Below are 13,859 nucleotides of genomic sequence, written 5' to 3'. Positions count from 1 at the left end.
TTTGTGCGTGAACTGTTAAATGTTTGAACGTTACCTATCTAAAGACACTGAGATGCTAAGGAGCTCCGAAATAAGAGATCTGCTTAAATTAACTGAAGGAAAAAAAGTCATCAGCTTAGCCGGTGGTTTACCAGACCCTTCTACTTTTCCCGCTGAAGAAATAGAAAAGATTACATCAGATATACTTAAGAAGAGTCCTGAGAGAGCACTACAGTATTCTACTACTTCCGGAATAGTTGATTTCAGAAAGGAATTAGTAAACCTATCTGCAAGAAGGGGGATTACTGGGATAAATGAGAACAATATATTTGTTACCGTAGGAAGTCAAGAAGCTTTATTTATGATCTTTAATTTACTCGTTGATCCAGGAGATACGGTAATCGTAGAAATGCCAACCTATTTAGCTGCACTAAATATTCTAAGGGCAAGGAAGCCCAATTTCATAGGAGTTAAGGTTACGGAGAAAGGTCCCGACATCGACGAACTGGAGAGGAAGGTTAAGGAGAGTATATCTAACGGTAAGAAGCCAAAGTTGATGTACGTAATTCCAACAGCCCAAAATCCTGCTGGAACTACGATGAGTTTAGAGGACAGAAAAAGGTTGTTAGAAATAGCTGAGAAATACGACTTCCTAGTAGTGGAAGATGATGCCTACGGATTCTTAGTCTTTGAAGGGGAAAGTCCTGCACCTATTAAAGCTTTAGACAAATCGGGTAGAGTTATTTACACTGGCACTTTCAGCAAAATCTTAGCACCGGGATTAAGGCTGGGATGGATAGTGGCGTCTGAAGAATTTACTCATGAGTTGGAGTTATATAAGCAGAATGTGGATCTTCACACTCCTACTTTCACCCAAATGATAGCGATGGAAGCTATTAGGAGAGGAGTTATAGACAGGCAAATACCCAAGATAAAGGAGACTTATCGTAAGAAAAGGGATGTAATGTTGAGTGCTATAGAAAAGTATTTCCCTAAGACAGCTAGATGGAGTAGACCGGTAGGAGGGATGTTCGTATTTACATGGCTTCCTGAGAAGATAGACACAGTTAAAATGCTCGATGATGCTATGAAAAGAGGAGTTGCTTACGTACCTGGTTCTAGCTTTTATTATGACTATAGTGGAAGAAATACCATGAGACTAAACTTCAGCTATCCAAGCCCAGAAGAATTAGAACAAGGGATAAAGATCTTAGGACAAACTATTTCTTCTTATTTATGACATGAAAATTTTTTCTGCGTTAAGTATAACCCCAGGTTTTGGTGTAGGTATCGAAGCCTCAAGAGAATCAGATGAAACTATTAACTCATTGAATAATTTGTCACTTATCTCATCTTCGATATAGTCGAAGACCCCGTCCATTTTTATTGGTTCAATAAATTTCACATTTAGCCTTGTAGGTATTATCGATGGCCAACTGTTAAGGAATCTCGGAAGGGCTAAGATATCACCTTCCTTAGAACCAAGTTGTAAAAGTATTCTTATCCAGCTCCTCATACTACCAGCGAATACTATATCCCAGTTACCACCATCTTTAACCTCCTCTACCCCGTATAGTCTGACTTTATATCCCTCGTCGTTATATAGATATATTCTATTTGCATAACCTACTAACGTTAATGCGGATATATATGAAACGAGACCACCACCTATTATTAACACGTTAAACCCTCTCACTATCTTTCTCAGTTGTAAACCAATACTCACAAATGGATATAGAATATACTTAACGTCATAATCGTTCGGCAAGATTACTAAACTATCGCTGGGTACTACAGCGTTTTCAGCTAAGATTCCGTCTATTTCTGTTCCGATACCTCCATACTTTTTAGAGTAAGGGAGAACTATGGCTTTTTTACCCTCAATGTTTTTATCGACCTCAATCCCTGCATTTCTTACTTTAACTATGCCGGTACTACCCAGAATTCTCTTTGGTTCTACCCAAAGAAAGCCCGTGTATATAGCATTCTCTATTCCTGTTAGTAGCACTAGAGAAGGTGATACCATTACATAATCCTTATTTATAGGTCTTTCTACAACGTCTTTCATCGTAATACCTAAATCGAATACTATTGCCTTCATTCGTAACAAATAATGTATTTCACTTATTAAATTTTCGACTGATAATGGGTTTAAATGCGCATAATCCATAATCTCAGCAAAGAGGCTAGGACTAGGATTATTGAACTTCTACTACAGAAAAGAAGCAAAAAGGAGCTAGCTGAAGAACTGGGTTTATCTCCAGCAGCAATAACGAAGTTTTTGAACAATACGACCCACCCTAGCGATGAAACCATTGAGAAGGCTTTTAAGATAGCTACTGAACGAGAGAAGAGAGAGATCATAGATATCATTCTCGACGACTTATTGGAGAGTTTAGAGGAGTTTGTAGAGGAGACTAATGTAATGGGTAGAAAAATACTTAAGATCAAAAAGATCATAAACTCAGCTATGTTCTCTTAGGCTCATATAGAGGACATGTTATACAAATGTCGGAAAACTTTGCCACCACAACTTTTTTACTACCATTCTCTAGAACCACTATTGCATCTTGGGGAATCCCTAATTTTTCAGGTTCACTTATGCTCCATGCGTTACAAGTATCATTGAAAACATGTCTGCAAGTTTTCGCTTTCCACAGACCTTGTGACCGGGCTATATTTAACCAGCTAGTAATTGTAAAGAGTCTATCCAACTGTGACTTGACGTTATTAAACTCTTGACTAGTAGAATCGTTTAAGTTCTTTATTTTTTCCCTTAACTCCTTTATCTCCTCTTCAAGATCTGATGCAGAAATTAATACTACGTTATTTTTTAAAGTATCTTCATTTGTTATGCTCATGTTTAGATCCTCTACTTGATACCTTTTTAAGGGAAATTGCCAAATACAATTCCATGGTTAAGGAATTATACAAAGAGAGGGTCAAGGTTCTGACCGATATTTGGGGAAAAATACTGGAGAACACTAACGTTACAAGAGAACAAGTTCTCAAAATACTTGAAAAGTCTTATGAGGAAAAACACATAAAACCGATCAGAGGTTTCAAAGCCGATGAATTATACGAGAAAGAGCTAATCAGCCTTTACGTAGTGGGAAAGGACGGATTGGGTTTACTTAATGAATATCGAGAATTATTCGATAGGGTCTTTCCCTCAGAAATAAAGTTCGATAATGCAGCACAGCTTATTATAGAGAATAAACCTTTAGAAGCCTACGAGATGCTGGATAAGGATAAATCAAGCCTTGCTAAAACCTTAAGGCTTATTTTTATAGAAGGTATATTCTCCTTCAAACCCGAGCAGGCACTATATGATGCATTACGTATTCTAAGCTCAGTTAACGTTGACGAAATCCAGCACACAGCGATCAGTTTTGCAAGATTTTATACGGCATTTAAGATAGCCGAGGGAATAGCAACTAGGAGCATTAGAGACAAGTTGAGTCTAGAAGCCCAAAAGAGAGCTATAGCTATAAACATAGGTATAAAGTACCCTCTTCCAAAGCCAGAATATATAGCAATGATAGCAGAAAAAGTGTTTACTGTTAGTCCTAAAACTATAAAGAAAATTATTGGCTCATGAAATGATTTTTAAATTTATAATTAGATTATAATTATTGATGCAAAATTTATCATCTACGCAAAGGGAGATACTTCTAGCTCTAGTAGACTTATACAATAAGAATAAAAGAATGATAAAAAGTAAGGAAGTAGCAGACGTTATAGGAAAGGATGAAGGGACCGTAAGAAACATAATACTTAGCTTAAAAGTTCTCGGATTAATTGAATCGAAGCCCGGGCCTAATGGTGGATATGTACCAACACTCAAGGCTTATGAAACAATAAAGAACCCTATAATAACACCTATTCTGGATCAGTTAAGTCTATACAAAGATGGTTTTGAAACTGATATAAAGATAAGTAATATAGAGATTCTTGATATTACTAATCCTTCTGGGAATAAAGTTCTATTAAGGGTTAGCGGTGAACTAAAGAAGATAAAGGTAGGTGATACCGTAAAAGTAGGTCCGGTACCTTATAGCAGGCTCGTAATAGAGGGTGTTGTAATACATATTGATGATTCAAGGAAGGAATTGATCCTAGATGTTACAAGAATGATTAGTATTCCGAAGGTTCAAGTCAAGAATATAATTTCTAGAAAATTAATCGCTCTAAAACCTAGCATGACTCTCAAGGAGGCATCACAAATACTTTATAAAGAAGGAATAAGAGGGGCTCCGGTTTTAGATGAGAACGAAAAAACCTTAGGGATACTTACTACAGCAGACATAATAAAGGCGTTCTTTGAAGGAAACTATGAGGCGAAAGTTAGTGATTATATGAAGACTAACGTGATTAGTATAGGGGATGAGGACGACATAATGACAGCCATAAGAAAAATGCTAATATATAACGTGGGTAGGCTTCTAGTACTATCTAGAAATCAAAAGGTAGTAGGAATAGTAACTAGAACAGATATTCTTAAGACTATTGCTGGATTGGAAGAGTTAGTAAATGCATGAAAGAATTGCAATCGTTACAAGGAATAATAAGCTAATAGAGCTGAAGAATATAGCCAAAGGAGATGATAGGTTTCAAGTAGATCCTGAGGAGTTCTATAAATACACAAATGAGATAAAAGCAATAGTTCATACGCACAAAGACTCTTGTGAACCTTCCTTGTCTGACTTACAATACATGAGCTTATGGGAAGTGCCATGGATTATTTGTAGCAAAAAATGTGTAAAAGCATACTTATTCACTGCTCTCGGTATACTGGAGATTGACGTCAATTCCCTTATTCCTAAGGAACTCCACAACCTTCTCATGAAGCTTCTTCAATAATTCTCTCTTATCTTCTGCTAATACTACATCAGAGTACTCTTTCAGCAATATATTATGAGCGAATGGACTCGGAATATTGAACGGGCCTACTACTTTAACCATAATTTCACCACTTCTTACTTTGCTTACTATCTCTATCGCTCTTTTTATATCCATGTAATCCTCTAAAATTTCCCTTATGGTCTCCTTGAGGACAGGAAAATCTTCCAACTCTTTTACAACTCCAAGCAGAACCTCCGAGTTTAATTGCCTACGATCAATATTCGTCTCCCTACCTTTATAGCGCTTTAGTAACATAAACGATCTTTCAGCACAATGTCTAAACCTACGCTTCAGCATCTCAGTCCTCATTATTACTCTACTTAGTATATCATACATTTCATTAGGGTTAAGCCTAGCTAAGATTGAACCTATATCATAGTCAACTATGTTCGGTAGCGTAATTATAAATCCGTTATCTGTAACTGCTATTCTTAAGTCAGTTTTTAGGTCGTTACTCATAACGTAAGCTACAGCTCTAGATAAAGCATCTAAGGTTCTCCTTCCATAGAGGGCATGAAAGATAAAGTTCCTTCTTCCCTCTTCATCATCATAAATTTCTATCACAATTAGCTTATCCGTCGGTACAACACCAGCGAACATATATTGCTCGTATATATACGTGTAAATAGACTTAGCTCCGGATTTCGATAACTCATATTCTTTTGCAATCTCTTCTATAACATCTCTCGCGTTAGCGCCATGAGAGATATACTCGGCAACCATACCTCTGAACTTTCCTATTTCAAGTGCTGAGTCGTAAGCTAATGGTAACATCTCCGAAAACCAACTAGGAACAGTAGGTCTTTGTCCCTCTGCATCTCTCACGATAATTACGTTATTCTCACTTCTAATAAATTCGTACGTCTTTCCGGCAAGGACGAATATATCTCCGGGAGTAAGAATTTCTACGAACTCTTCTTCGAGGTTTCCTACGTATTTTCCTTCTTCTGTCTTGACCGGAATCATAGCCTCATCGGGGATTGTACCGCTATTGAGGAAGAATATCATTCTAGCTCCGCTTTTAGGGTAAATTACATTATCTTTTAGCCTGATTTTCGCATAAACTCTTTTATCTTCCAGTTCGTAACCACCAGCTAAATAATTAACTACGCTCAAGAACTGCTTCTTTGAAAGGTTAGAATAGTTATAAGAGTTAGTGATGATCTCAAATAGTTTATCAATTGAAACAGGGGAAATTAAGGACGACGCTACTATTAATTGGGCTAAAACGTCTAAAGGTGAGGATGGTATGTGAATACTGTCTATTTTTCTCTGCCTTGCTAGTTGTGCCAAAATCGTGCATTCTACTAGATCATCCCTATCTACAACAACTATTCTCCCCCTGCTCACATTTCTTATATGATGACCCGCTCTCCCTATCCTTTGCAATAATCGGCTTACACTCTTAGGGCTGCTTAAGAGTATGACTAGATCAATGTATCCGATATCTATACCGAGTTCTAGACTGGTGGAAGAAACTACGACTTTTAACTTTCCTTCTTTAAGCTTCTCCTCTACATCAAGCCTCACATCTCTACTCAAACTACTATGATGAGCAGCTACTAGGTCAGAGTCAAATATCTTCTCCTCCTCAAATAATTTTCTAAGCTTGTAAGAGACTCTTTCGGCAGCACTTCTAGTGTTTGTAAATACTAAAGTTGTCTTATATTTCTTAATTTCGGAGATCAAGAAATCATAAATCCCCTTACTAACCTCCTCTTCCGACGCGTGAACTAAGTCCCTTACTGGCGAAATAACTTTGATGTCTATTGGTTTAACAAATCTAGCATCGATTATTTCAAAGCTTCTGTTACGTCCTACCAGAAATTTTGCTACTTCTTCCAATGGAGATACAGTGGCACTTAATCCGATCCTAACTATCTCGTTTTTAGCTACCAAATTCTGATATAGTTCTAAAAGTCCAGATAAATACGCTCCTCTTTTACTGTTAGCGAGCTCATGAATCTCGTCAATTATTACCCACCTTACATTAGCGAGTTTATCTCTGAATTTAGGGGAAACTAAAGATATCCCGAAAGATTCAGGGGTAGTTATCAGTATGTGAGGAGGGTCCCTAAGCATCTTTTGCTTTTGGTACGACGTAGTGTCACTCGTTCTAATACCCACTTTTATCTTAGGTAAGTCTGGATATAGAGAGCTGAGTTCCGACAAAGGTTCAAGTAGGTTTCTGTGCATATCATTATTTAACGCTCTTAACGGGGAAATGTAAATGGCGTAAATCATATTCTCTAGATTACCTTCATAACCCATTTTGATCAAGGTATCTAAAATACCAAGAAAAGCTGCCAAGGTTTTTCCGCTACCAGTCGGACTAGAGACAAGCACATTTTTACCGGCTTTTATTAAGGGAATTGCTCCCCTCTGTGGTGGTGTAAAAGTCTTATACTTTTCCTTAAACCATTTTGCTACTTGAGGAGTAAGGAGTTTATATATCTCTTCATCAGAAATAAAGTTAAAAGCTTGAACTTCCATGTTAATGTTATTAAGTGACATCAGTTTAAAAGAGATTGTTGTATTATTTATTGTAACCAAACACCGTATATAAGTAACCTGAGGAGTAGTACAATAACCAAAGACCAGTAATGATATAAGAGTGAAGGAAGTATATTATCGAAGCTGTAAAATACATCAGCCCAAAGACCGCAATTACGGCATTTATTCTTCTAACCTTAGATTCAAAAGAAACTTTCACATTGCCTTTAGGGGTAACTACGTAAACTTTATCTTTATATAGAATACCTTTGAAGAAGCTTATAGTAATGAAGGGAGATATTGCTACTGTAAGTGCAGAGAGGGCTCCAATAGCCATTAAACTATTCTTGAATCCCAATCCCAACCTTAATGCCAATATAAAGAGGGTTATCGCATACAGAACCAAAATTGCCATCCAGAGCAAGAACAGAGGAGTCCTCAAAATATCTCCGAACTTAAAAGGAGCGAGAACAGCAACCAGTGTTGCCAATATGAAAGTAATTATTATTGGAGTATATTGTAAAAGGTGAAATACCATGTCCATCTTTTGAGATAAACTATAAGGTGAGCTTAAGATGTATTTTATCCTGTTTCTCAATACCTCACCTGTACCTAATGCCCATCTGGTTTGTTGGACATAAAACCCGTATAAGTTATCAGGAACCTCTATATATATCGGCACTCCAGAGGAGCATACTCTTTTCCCTATGTGTGCCATTCTAGCACCTATTTCAAGATCGTCTTGTATTAGACTGTAATCCCATCCGTGAAGTTTTTCTAACACTTCTCTTTTAAATATAGTTCCGCTCCCTACTGGGAATGGTCTTAAACCTATGCTCTCTTTACCTCTGAACAAAGCTCTGCTTGCTAATACTGTTGTAGCGACTAATCCTTTAGCTAAGTTAGAATACATATTATTTGTATATCCATTCCATTCAAAAACGACAGCGTCGCAATTACTCTCAATCATTTTAGCGTAAGCCTTAATTAAGGCGTCACGAGGAAGTCTTGAGTCTACATCTATGGTCAGAATTAGGTTTCCTCTCGCCATTTCAAACCCATAAGATAGTGCACCGCTCTTGAAACCCAGTCTTTTTTCCCTCCTGAATAACCTAACGTTAAGGTATTTAGGGATTTTTAAGGTACTCTTAAGGGTAGAAAAGTATTGTTCATCATCATCTGAAACTATGATTACCTCAAGCTTTTGCTTATCCCATATTAATGTATTTATGTTATCTATTAACCCTTGAATCACGTCTAATGACTCGCCTTTAGTAGGGACGATTATAGAAAGGAAGGGCAAATTTGTCTCTTTTAAATCTGGACTTAAAACGAGAACTTTTTTAGAGCGATAATAAAGTATTAGTTGATACAATACGAAGAGCGAAGGATAGAGGAACAATAAGAGTTTTAATACTAGTATTAGCATTTTAGAGATAGTTCTTCTCTCGGTATAAAAAATTTATAGACATGCCTAGTGGATTTAGGGGGGAACCTAAGGCCCATAGAAGCTAACTTAATAACGGTCTCTTTATCTATAGGTGGTAATGCAATCCCATCAGGTTCAGTTACTTTAACGGCTTTTAATCCTAACTTTTCAAATTTTTGCTTTAAGTGTTCAGTTTTCCAATAAAGGCGAAATATACTCTCATCACATATAATCTTAATACCTTTTATTGTTGCACAATATCTTTTTCTCTGATCGTAAGAAGCGAGTAGATAGGAGTTAATGAAAAGATTAAACGTGTTTTCATTCTCTATTTTAAGATACCAGTTTTCTATTTTTATATCTTCGCTATGATAATCTACAAGAACTACTGGTATTTTATCTAAGCCTAGTATAACAGCCGCTTGATGCCTATGATGCCCGTCTAATATCGTAAGAGAGCTTCTATCTACCACTATAGGAACAATTTTACAAAATCTTTTTAACTTATTTATATTCTCAACGACTATACTTTCTATCACATCCTCATGTGGCTTGAGGTCTAGAGGGTTTAGCCATTCCAGTGTAAAACTCACAACAATTTTTCAATACACATGAGTTGCATAAAGGTTTTCTTGCTTTGCAAGTCCTTCTGCCGTGGTGAATTAATAAATGATGTAAATTAAGAAGATCCTCTGATTCTAAGAAACCCAAGAAGTAATTCGATATATCTTTATAGCTTGGTGACTTGCCTAAAATTCCCAACCTGGTAATCACTCTTTTTATATGAGTATCAATCGGGAACGCTTTGCACTTAAGACATGTAACCAGTACAACATCTGCAGTCTTATAGCCAATTCCCTCTATACTAAGTAAAAAGTTTCTAAAAGTATTACAGTCCTTAAACTCGAGTTTATACTCTAGGAATGCCTTAGCTGCGTTTCTTATATATCTTGCCTTAGAGTTAGAAAGACCGCATATTCTTATAGCACTTCTTATATCTTCCATCTTTGCGTTTAGCAATAATTTCGGCTCTATACCTATTTTTTCTTCTAAGTTTTTGTACGCAGTCATAGCTGACTTATCAGTAGAGTTCTGAGATAGAATTGTAGCTATTAGAGTTTTAAAAATATCACCAGATCTTTTACAAACATGGTAAGCTATGAATTCTTCCTCATTCAACTCCTTATATGCTTTTCTAAGCAGTTCGTAAATTTGAGCAACCGTACACATCCTAATAGGACTTATTTCACTCTACACTAATAAATTATGTAAAAAAGATTAGAAGTTAACGTAAAATTAAGTAAAGTAGAAATAATTCCCGTTAGCTAGTAACACTATAGTACTGTCTTTAGAGACTACTATGTTCACATGATAACCGCTCGCATTTAATATATTATATATTGATACAATTTGTAGTGGCTTCACCACGAAATTGTTAATATTATATGTTACATTATATATAATTATCTTGCTTATTGTAATGTTATACTGACCGTAATTATAAACGAAAATCCCAGACAAATTATTTGAGACTCTGATCAAAGTTATCTGAGTATCTATTGCGTTTTGTAGAGCATTATACGACGAGCTAACTTGACTCTGCGTATTGTTATAAAGATTACTAAAATATACAAACAGAGGGACTGCAAGAGAGATGGTGATTAATGTAACTATTAGAGAAGAAAAAATAGAGGATATCGCCTTCATATATATCACGTAGTTTCAGATGCCAGAACATTTAGTGCTACACTAAATTGTTTCCCTACACCAGTAGTTCCGTATATTATTACGGTGTAGTATTGTCCAGCATTATATACTCCTTTAAGAAGGTAGACGTGCTGGTAAGTCTGTCCTGGCAATATGCTGGTAAGATTGAAGTTAGACACCGGTTGACCGTTAACATATACTGAAGTTATATTTACGTTAACATTACCGTCATTAACCAATGTTAATTGCAAATAGGCTTGAGATGTAGACGGATTTATTATTATTTGTGCTTGAGCGTTCACGCTAACGTTTTGGGTCAAATTACCGAACATGCCTTGACTATATGCATACAGTAGAGCACCTAATGCTATAGTTATAGCAAGTACTATTACTGTACCTAATATGGATGAAATACCTTTTTTACTCTTATGTTGCATCTTCTAATCCCTCATAAAATATCTATCTTTTAAATACCATGAGGGAAAGCCGAAAGTATTGTTGCTATTACTAGCGGAGTAATAACTGCCGGTAAGTAAAATGTAACAAATCTAGAGATTTTTGAGAATATTAGACCGTTAGCTAAACTGTAGAAGAATATCACTAGATCTTGTAATTCCACGTTCTTACTGTTACTAAATACATTCCCTAGCATGGAAAATGTCAACCACAACATAATAGGTGTTAAGAATAACATAGCATCAAATAGCCTTAATTGTCTCAGCATACTATTTCTCATTATAATTATATCGTTAACCAAATCCGAAAGTTCTTCCAGTCCTACACTGGTCAAACCAGATTTACTCAATATCTTCAACGTATTCATCACGTTATTAAACAGCTTAGATGACGTATTCACTTCAGGAATCTCGTTATCTATAGAAACCTTTCTAATTATATCCTCAAGAATTTTATAACCGAGGCCTTTTTTAGCTCTTACCTTAGTCAACGAAGTAACAATACTGTAACCGATTTTCATGTAATCCGAAACTTGATTTAAAATATCTGGTAGTTGAGAGAGTAGATAGTTTGCAACAAGGATTTGCTGATAAATGTATAACAGAGGAATCGACAAGATAGTTATAATTGCAACGAATTTTATAATCAAATTCAAAGGCGTTAAAGTAATTAAAATCAGGGCTGGCAGAGGCAAAATATATTTATAGCTAGCCTTAATTTGATAGTCTCCTACAGGCTGTATTGCTGATATGAGAAATATGAACGCAGGTGTAAATATCAATGGGAATAGTAATTGTAAGATATTTATCTTGAAAGCAAATTGAAAGCCTACTAGAACAATTGGCAGTAATAAATAAACTGCAAATATCATTTCAGAGAGCTCCGCCGATCTCTCTACATAATTCCTGTACTCTTCTCTATATGACTGTAAAATTTCTCTCATAGACTCCCTCATTCTGTCCTTTATAGATATACCGAGGTCAGCTGCTATTAGAAACTTAGAATATATTTTTCCTAGTAAATCATCTTTGTGTAAAATAGCTCTCCTCTCAACCGCCTTGTAACTTGACTCATTTAACACCTCTTTACTCTTTTTAATCATCTGGTACTCTACCGAGGGAACCTTTAGGCCCCTTACATTTAGTAATTCTTCGATAGTCTGAAGGACATTTTTATCAATTAACGAATTTACATATGCAATTATAGATATAAGAGGAGCCTCTTGGTTTACTTCCTTTTTATACTCCTCCTTTTTAGACCAGCTGTACAGTAAGGGATAGAAGTAGACAACTAAAAATACACCGATTTCACTAAACACTACTAATCTTACCGTAAGAAACGACACGATAGTTATTGCCACTAAGAGAATAGGTAAAATTCTTATCAATTTCTTATATTCTAAACACACTTGCTCGAAGTCTCCTCCAACATACTCTAAGTCTTTCTTAATTCTCTCCTCGAATATTTCACATGCTAGCCATCTCAACCTTACCACCCGTATCATAGAATTCCAAAACCTTTTGACTAACTTCTTCAAAGCCTATGACTTTGGAGTTCTGTAAATCTTGTAAAAACTTTATACGTCTGTTCAATTCACTTTGCAGATCCACGTTATAAGTTTCCTTTAGTTTTCTCAATAAAGAAGATTTCTTAATTAGCTCTTCTACAGTAGTAGGAGTAAACCTTGTTTTCATATAAGACCATTCTATCACCCTCTTAAATCCTACTTTTGACTTAGAAGTAACTACTTCATAGATAGAGAGCACTGATCTTCTACTATTATTCCCCTCTTTTACATTTCCGACTACTACAAAAGCCCATACTGTCTGAAGAAACAGCTTGGCTAGGTCATTTGACAACAAGTCAGTGATTCTTGTTACTGCATCGGTAGGTCTAGAGCCGTGAAATGTAGTGATAGAACCGTGACCAGACGCTGATGCATGGACTAACGCCTCAATTTCTTTACCTCTAACCTCTCCAATAACCAAGTAATCAGGTCTATATCTCAGCGACAACTTTGCTAAATCCATCATAGTAATATCGAAATTACCGGAGAGTGTAGCCCTTGAGACAAATCTCACCCAATTTTGATTCTTAATGTTTATTTCCGGAGTATCTTCAATAGTGAGAATCTTATAATTTGGATTAATTAAATTCAATAAGGCGTTTAGTAGCGTGGTCTTACCAGATCCAGTAGCTCCAAGGATAATGATAAAGGGTTTATACTCTATGAGTAACCACAAATACGAAGCCGTTAGTTCGTTAATCATTCCAGACTTTATGATCTCTACTATGCTTAGCGGTTTTAGAGGGAACTTTCTAATATCAAAAGTTGAGCCAGGTAGTGAAATCTCCTTTGAAATTGTTGCAGCTACTCTATGTCCCTCTGGAAGGGAAAATTCTAGGAAGGGTTTAGCTATATTTATGCTCTTGTTAGCCTTATTTGCCAACCTTTCTATAGTTTTTATTGCCTCTTCCTCAGTTTGAATATGTATATTAGTATATAGCCGAATACACTCTGAATGATCTCTATGAATTACTGTTAATGGGTATAAGTATCCCTTGTATTCAATTTCCTCTACCTTAGGGTCAAGCATTAAAATAGTAAGTTCTCCGTAAAGAAAGGATTTCTTTATATGGTAAAGAACCTTTTCAATTGATTCGTCAGGAAACTTAAAGCTTTGTAATCTTTTTACTATCTCTTCTTCAATATTATCCACTTTAGTGTAGTATAATTCTGAAAGAATCTTGTCCTTAGCCTTCTCTTCTAAAGATGATAATTTAGGCTCTTCAACAATGTATAAACATTGACTCGACTTCTTTACAATGTTTACCTTCACGGGACCTACATAATATTCTTCGAGAACTTGTTCACTCATATAACAAAGAA

General features: G+C 35.9%; 15 protein-coding genes. 5 read left to right on the top strand and 10 right to left on the bottom strand.

Going from position 1 to position 13,859, the window contains the following annotated elements; genetic code table 11:
• Window positions 1-19 precede the first annotated feature (19 nt).
• Window positions 20-1,219, top strand: coding sequence for an aminotransferase-like domain-containing protein (locus tag WIW89_RS08095; protein ID WP_337720367.1), 1,200 nt, complete (start codon window positions 20-22; stop codon window positions 1,217-1,219).
• On the opposite strand, the gene WIW89_RS08090 is transcribed toward WIW89_RS08095, so the two are convergent.
• Entirely contained in the window at window positions 1,214-2,080 is an 867-nt protein-coding gene (locus WIW89_RS08090; protein ID WP_337720366.1) for a zinc-binding alcohol dehydrogenase family protein, read from the bottom strand. The two genes, WIW89_RS08095 and WIW89_RS08090, sit on opposite strands and share 6 nt — an antisense overlap.
• Window positions 2,081-2,134: 54 nt before the next feature.
• Between WIW89_RS08090 and WIW89_RS08085 the strand changes: the two genes are divergently transcribed.
• Window positions 2,135-2,461 carry a helix-turn-helix domain-containing protein gene (locus WIW89_RS08085; protein WP_337701393.1) on the top strand — a complete coding sequence of 109 codons (327 nt, stop codon included), beginning with the start codon at window positions 2,135-2,137 and terminating at the stop codon, window positions 2,459-2,461.
• Here the strand turns inward: WIW89_RS08085 and WIW89_RS08080 are convergent.
• Window positions 2,448-2,840: a hypothetical protein gene (locus tag WIW89_RS08080; RefSeq protein ID WP_337701391.1), complete on the bottom strand. Its 393-nt coding sequence runs from the start codon at window positions 2,838-2,840 to the stop codon at window positions 2,448-2,450. The two genes, WIW89_RS08085 and WIW89_RS08080, sit on opposite strands and share 14 nt — an antisense overlap.
• 53 nt (window positions 2,841-2,893) lie before the next feature.
• Here WIW89_RS08080 and WIW89_RS08075 point away from each other — a divergent pair, with 53 nt between their 5' ends.
• The 3 genes from WIW89_RS08075 to WIW89_RS08065 are packed head-to-tail and all read left to right on the top strand — an operon-like array spanning window position 2,894 to window position 4,842.
• On the top strand, window positions 2,894-3,580 hold the full coding sequence (locus tag WIW89_RS08075; protein ID WP_337701390.1) for a DUF2192 domain-containing protein: 687 nt from the start codon (window positions 2,894-2,896) through the stop codon (window positions 3,578-3,580).
• A gap of 37 nt (window positions 3,581-3,617) precedes the next feature.
• Window positions 3,618-4,520: a CBS domain-containing protein gene (locus tag WIW89_RS08070; protein WP_337701388.1), complete on the top strand. Its 903-nt coding sequence runs from the start codon at window positions 3,618-3,620 to the stop codon at window positions 4,518-4,520.
• On the top strand, window positions 4,513-4,842 hold the full coding sequence (locus WIW89_RS08065) for a hypothetical protein (protein WP_337720365.1): 330 nt from the start codon (window positions 4,513-4,515) through the stop codon (window positions 4,840-4,842). The genes WIW89_RS08070 and WIW89_RS08065 overlap by 8 nt, the downstream gene beginning before the upstream one ends.
• Here the strand turns inward: WIW89_RS08065 and WIW89_RS08060 are convergent.
• The 8 genes from WIW89_RS08060 to WIW89_RS08025 all read right to left on the bottom strand — a co-directional run bounded on the left by WIW89_RS08060 (window position 4,753) and on the right by WIW89_RS08025 (window position 13,848).
• A complete protein-coding gene (locus WIW89_RS08060) occupies window positions 4,753-7,377 on the bottom strand; it encodes an ATP-dependent helicase (protein ID WP_337720364.1) in 2,625 nt (874 codons plus the stop codon). The genes WIW89_RS08065 and WIW89_RS08060 overlap by 90 nt on opposite strands.
• 43 nt (window positions 7,378-7,420) lie before the next feature.
• Complete coding sequence (locus WIW89_RS08055) at window positions 7,421-8,806, bottom strand: glycosyltransferase (RefSeq protein WP_337720363.1); 1,386 nt, start codon at window positions 8,804-8,806, stop codon at window positions 7,421-7,423.
• Window positions 8,800-9,399 carry a ParB/RepB/Spo0J family partition protein gene (locus WIW89_RS08050; RefSeq protein WP_337720362.1) on the bottom strand — a complete coding sequence of 200 codons (600 nt, stop codon included), beginning with the start codon at window positions 9,397-9,399 and terminating at the stop codon, window positions 8,800-8,802. The genes WIW89_RS08055 and WIW89_RS08050 overlap by 7 nt, the downstream gene beginning before the upstream one ends.
• A complete protein-coding gene (locus tag WIW89_RS08045) occupies window positions 9,350-10,036 on the bottom strand; it encodes an endonuclease III domain-containing protein (protein WP_337720361.1) in 687 nt (228 codons plus the stop codon). Before WIW89_RS08045 ends, WIW89_RS08050 begins: the two co-directional genes overlap by 50 nt.
• Before the next feature lie 66 nt (window positions 10,037-10,102).
• Entirely contained in the window at window positions 10,103-10,513 is a 411-nt protein-coding gene (gene upsB / locus WIW89_RS08040; protein ID WP_337720360.1) for a pilin subunit UpsB, read from the bottom strand.
• A 5-nt stretch (window positions 10,514-10,518) separates the two neighbouring features.
• Complete coding sequence (gene upsA, locus WIW89_RS08035; RefSeq protein WP_337720359.1) at window positions 10,519-10,950, bottom strand: pilin subunit UpsA; 432 nt, start codon at window positions 10,948-10,950, stop codon at window positions 10,519-10,521.
• 29 nt (window positions 10,951-10,979) lie between these two features.
• Window positions 10,980-12,455 (bottom strand): membrane pilin protein UpsF, encoded by a 1,476-nt coding sequence (upsF, locus tag WIW89_RS08030; RefSeq protein WP_337720358.1) that lies wholly within the window; start codon window positions 12,453-12,455, stop codon window positions 10,980-10,982.
• The gene (locus WIW89_RS08025; protein WP_337720357.1) at window positions 12,436-13,848 is read right to left on the bottom strand and encodes a type II/IV secretion system ATPase subunit; all 1,413 of its coding nucleotides are present in this window, start codon (window positions 13,846-13,848) and stop codon (window positions 12,436-12,438) included. Before WIW89_RS08025 ends, upsF begins: the two co-directional genes overlap by 20 nt.
• Window positions 13,849-13,859: the final 11 nt, after the last annotated feature.

Source organism: Stygiolobus sp. CP850M (assembly GCF_037389425.1).
In the GTDB taxonomy this organism is placed as follows: Archaea; Thermoproteota; Thermoprotei_A; order Sulfolobales; family Sulfolobaceae; genus Stygiolobus.
This window is presented reverse-complemented; position numbering and strand designations above follow the sequence as displayed.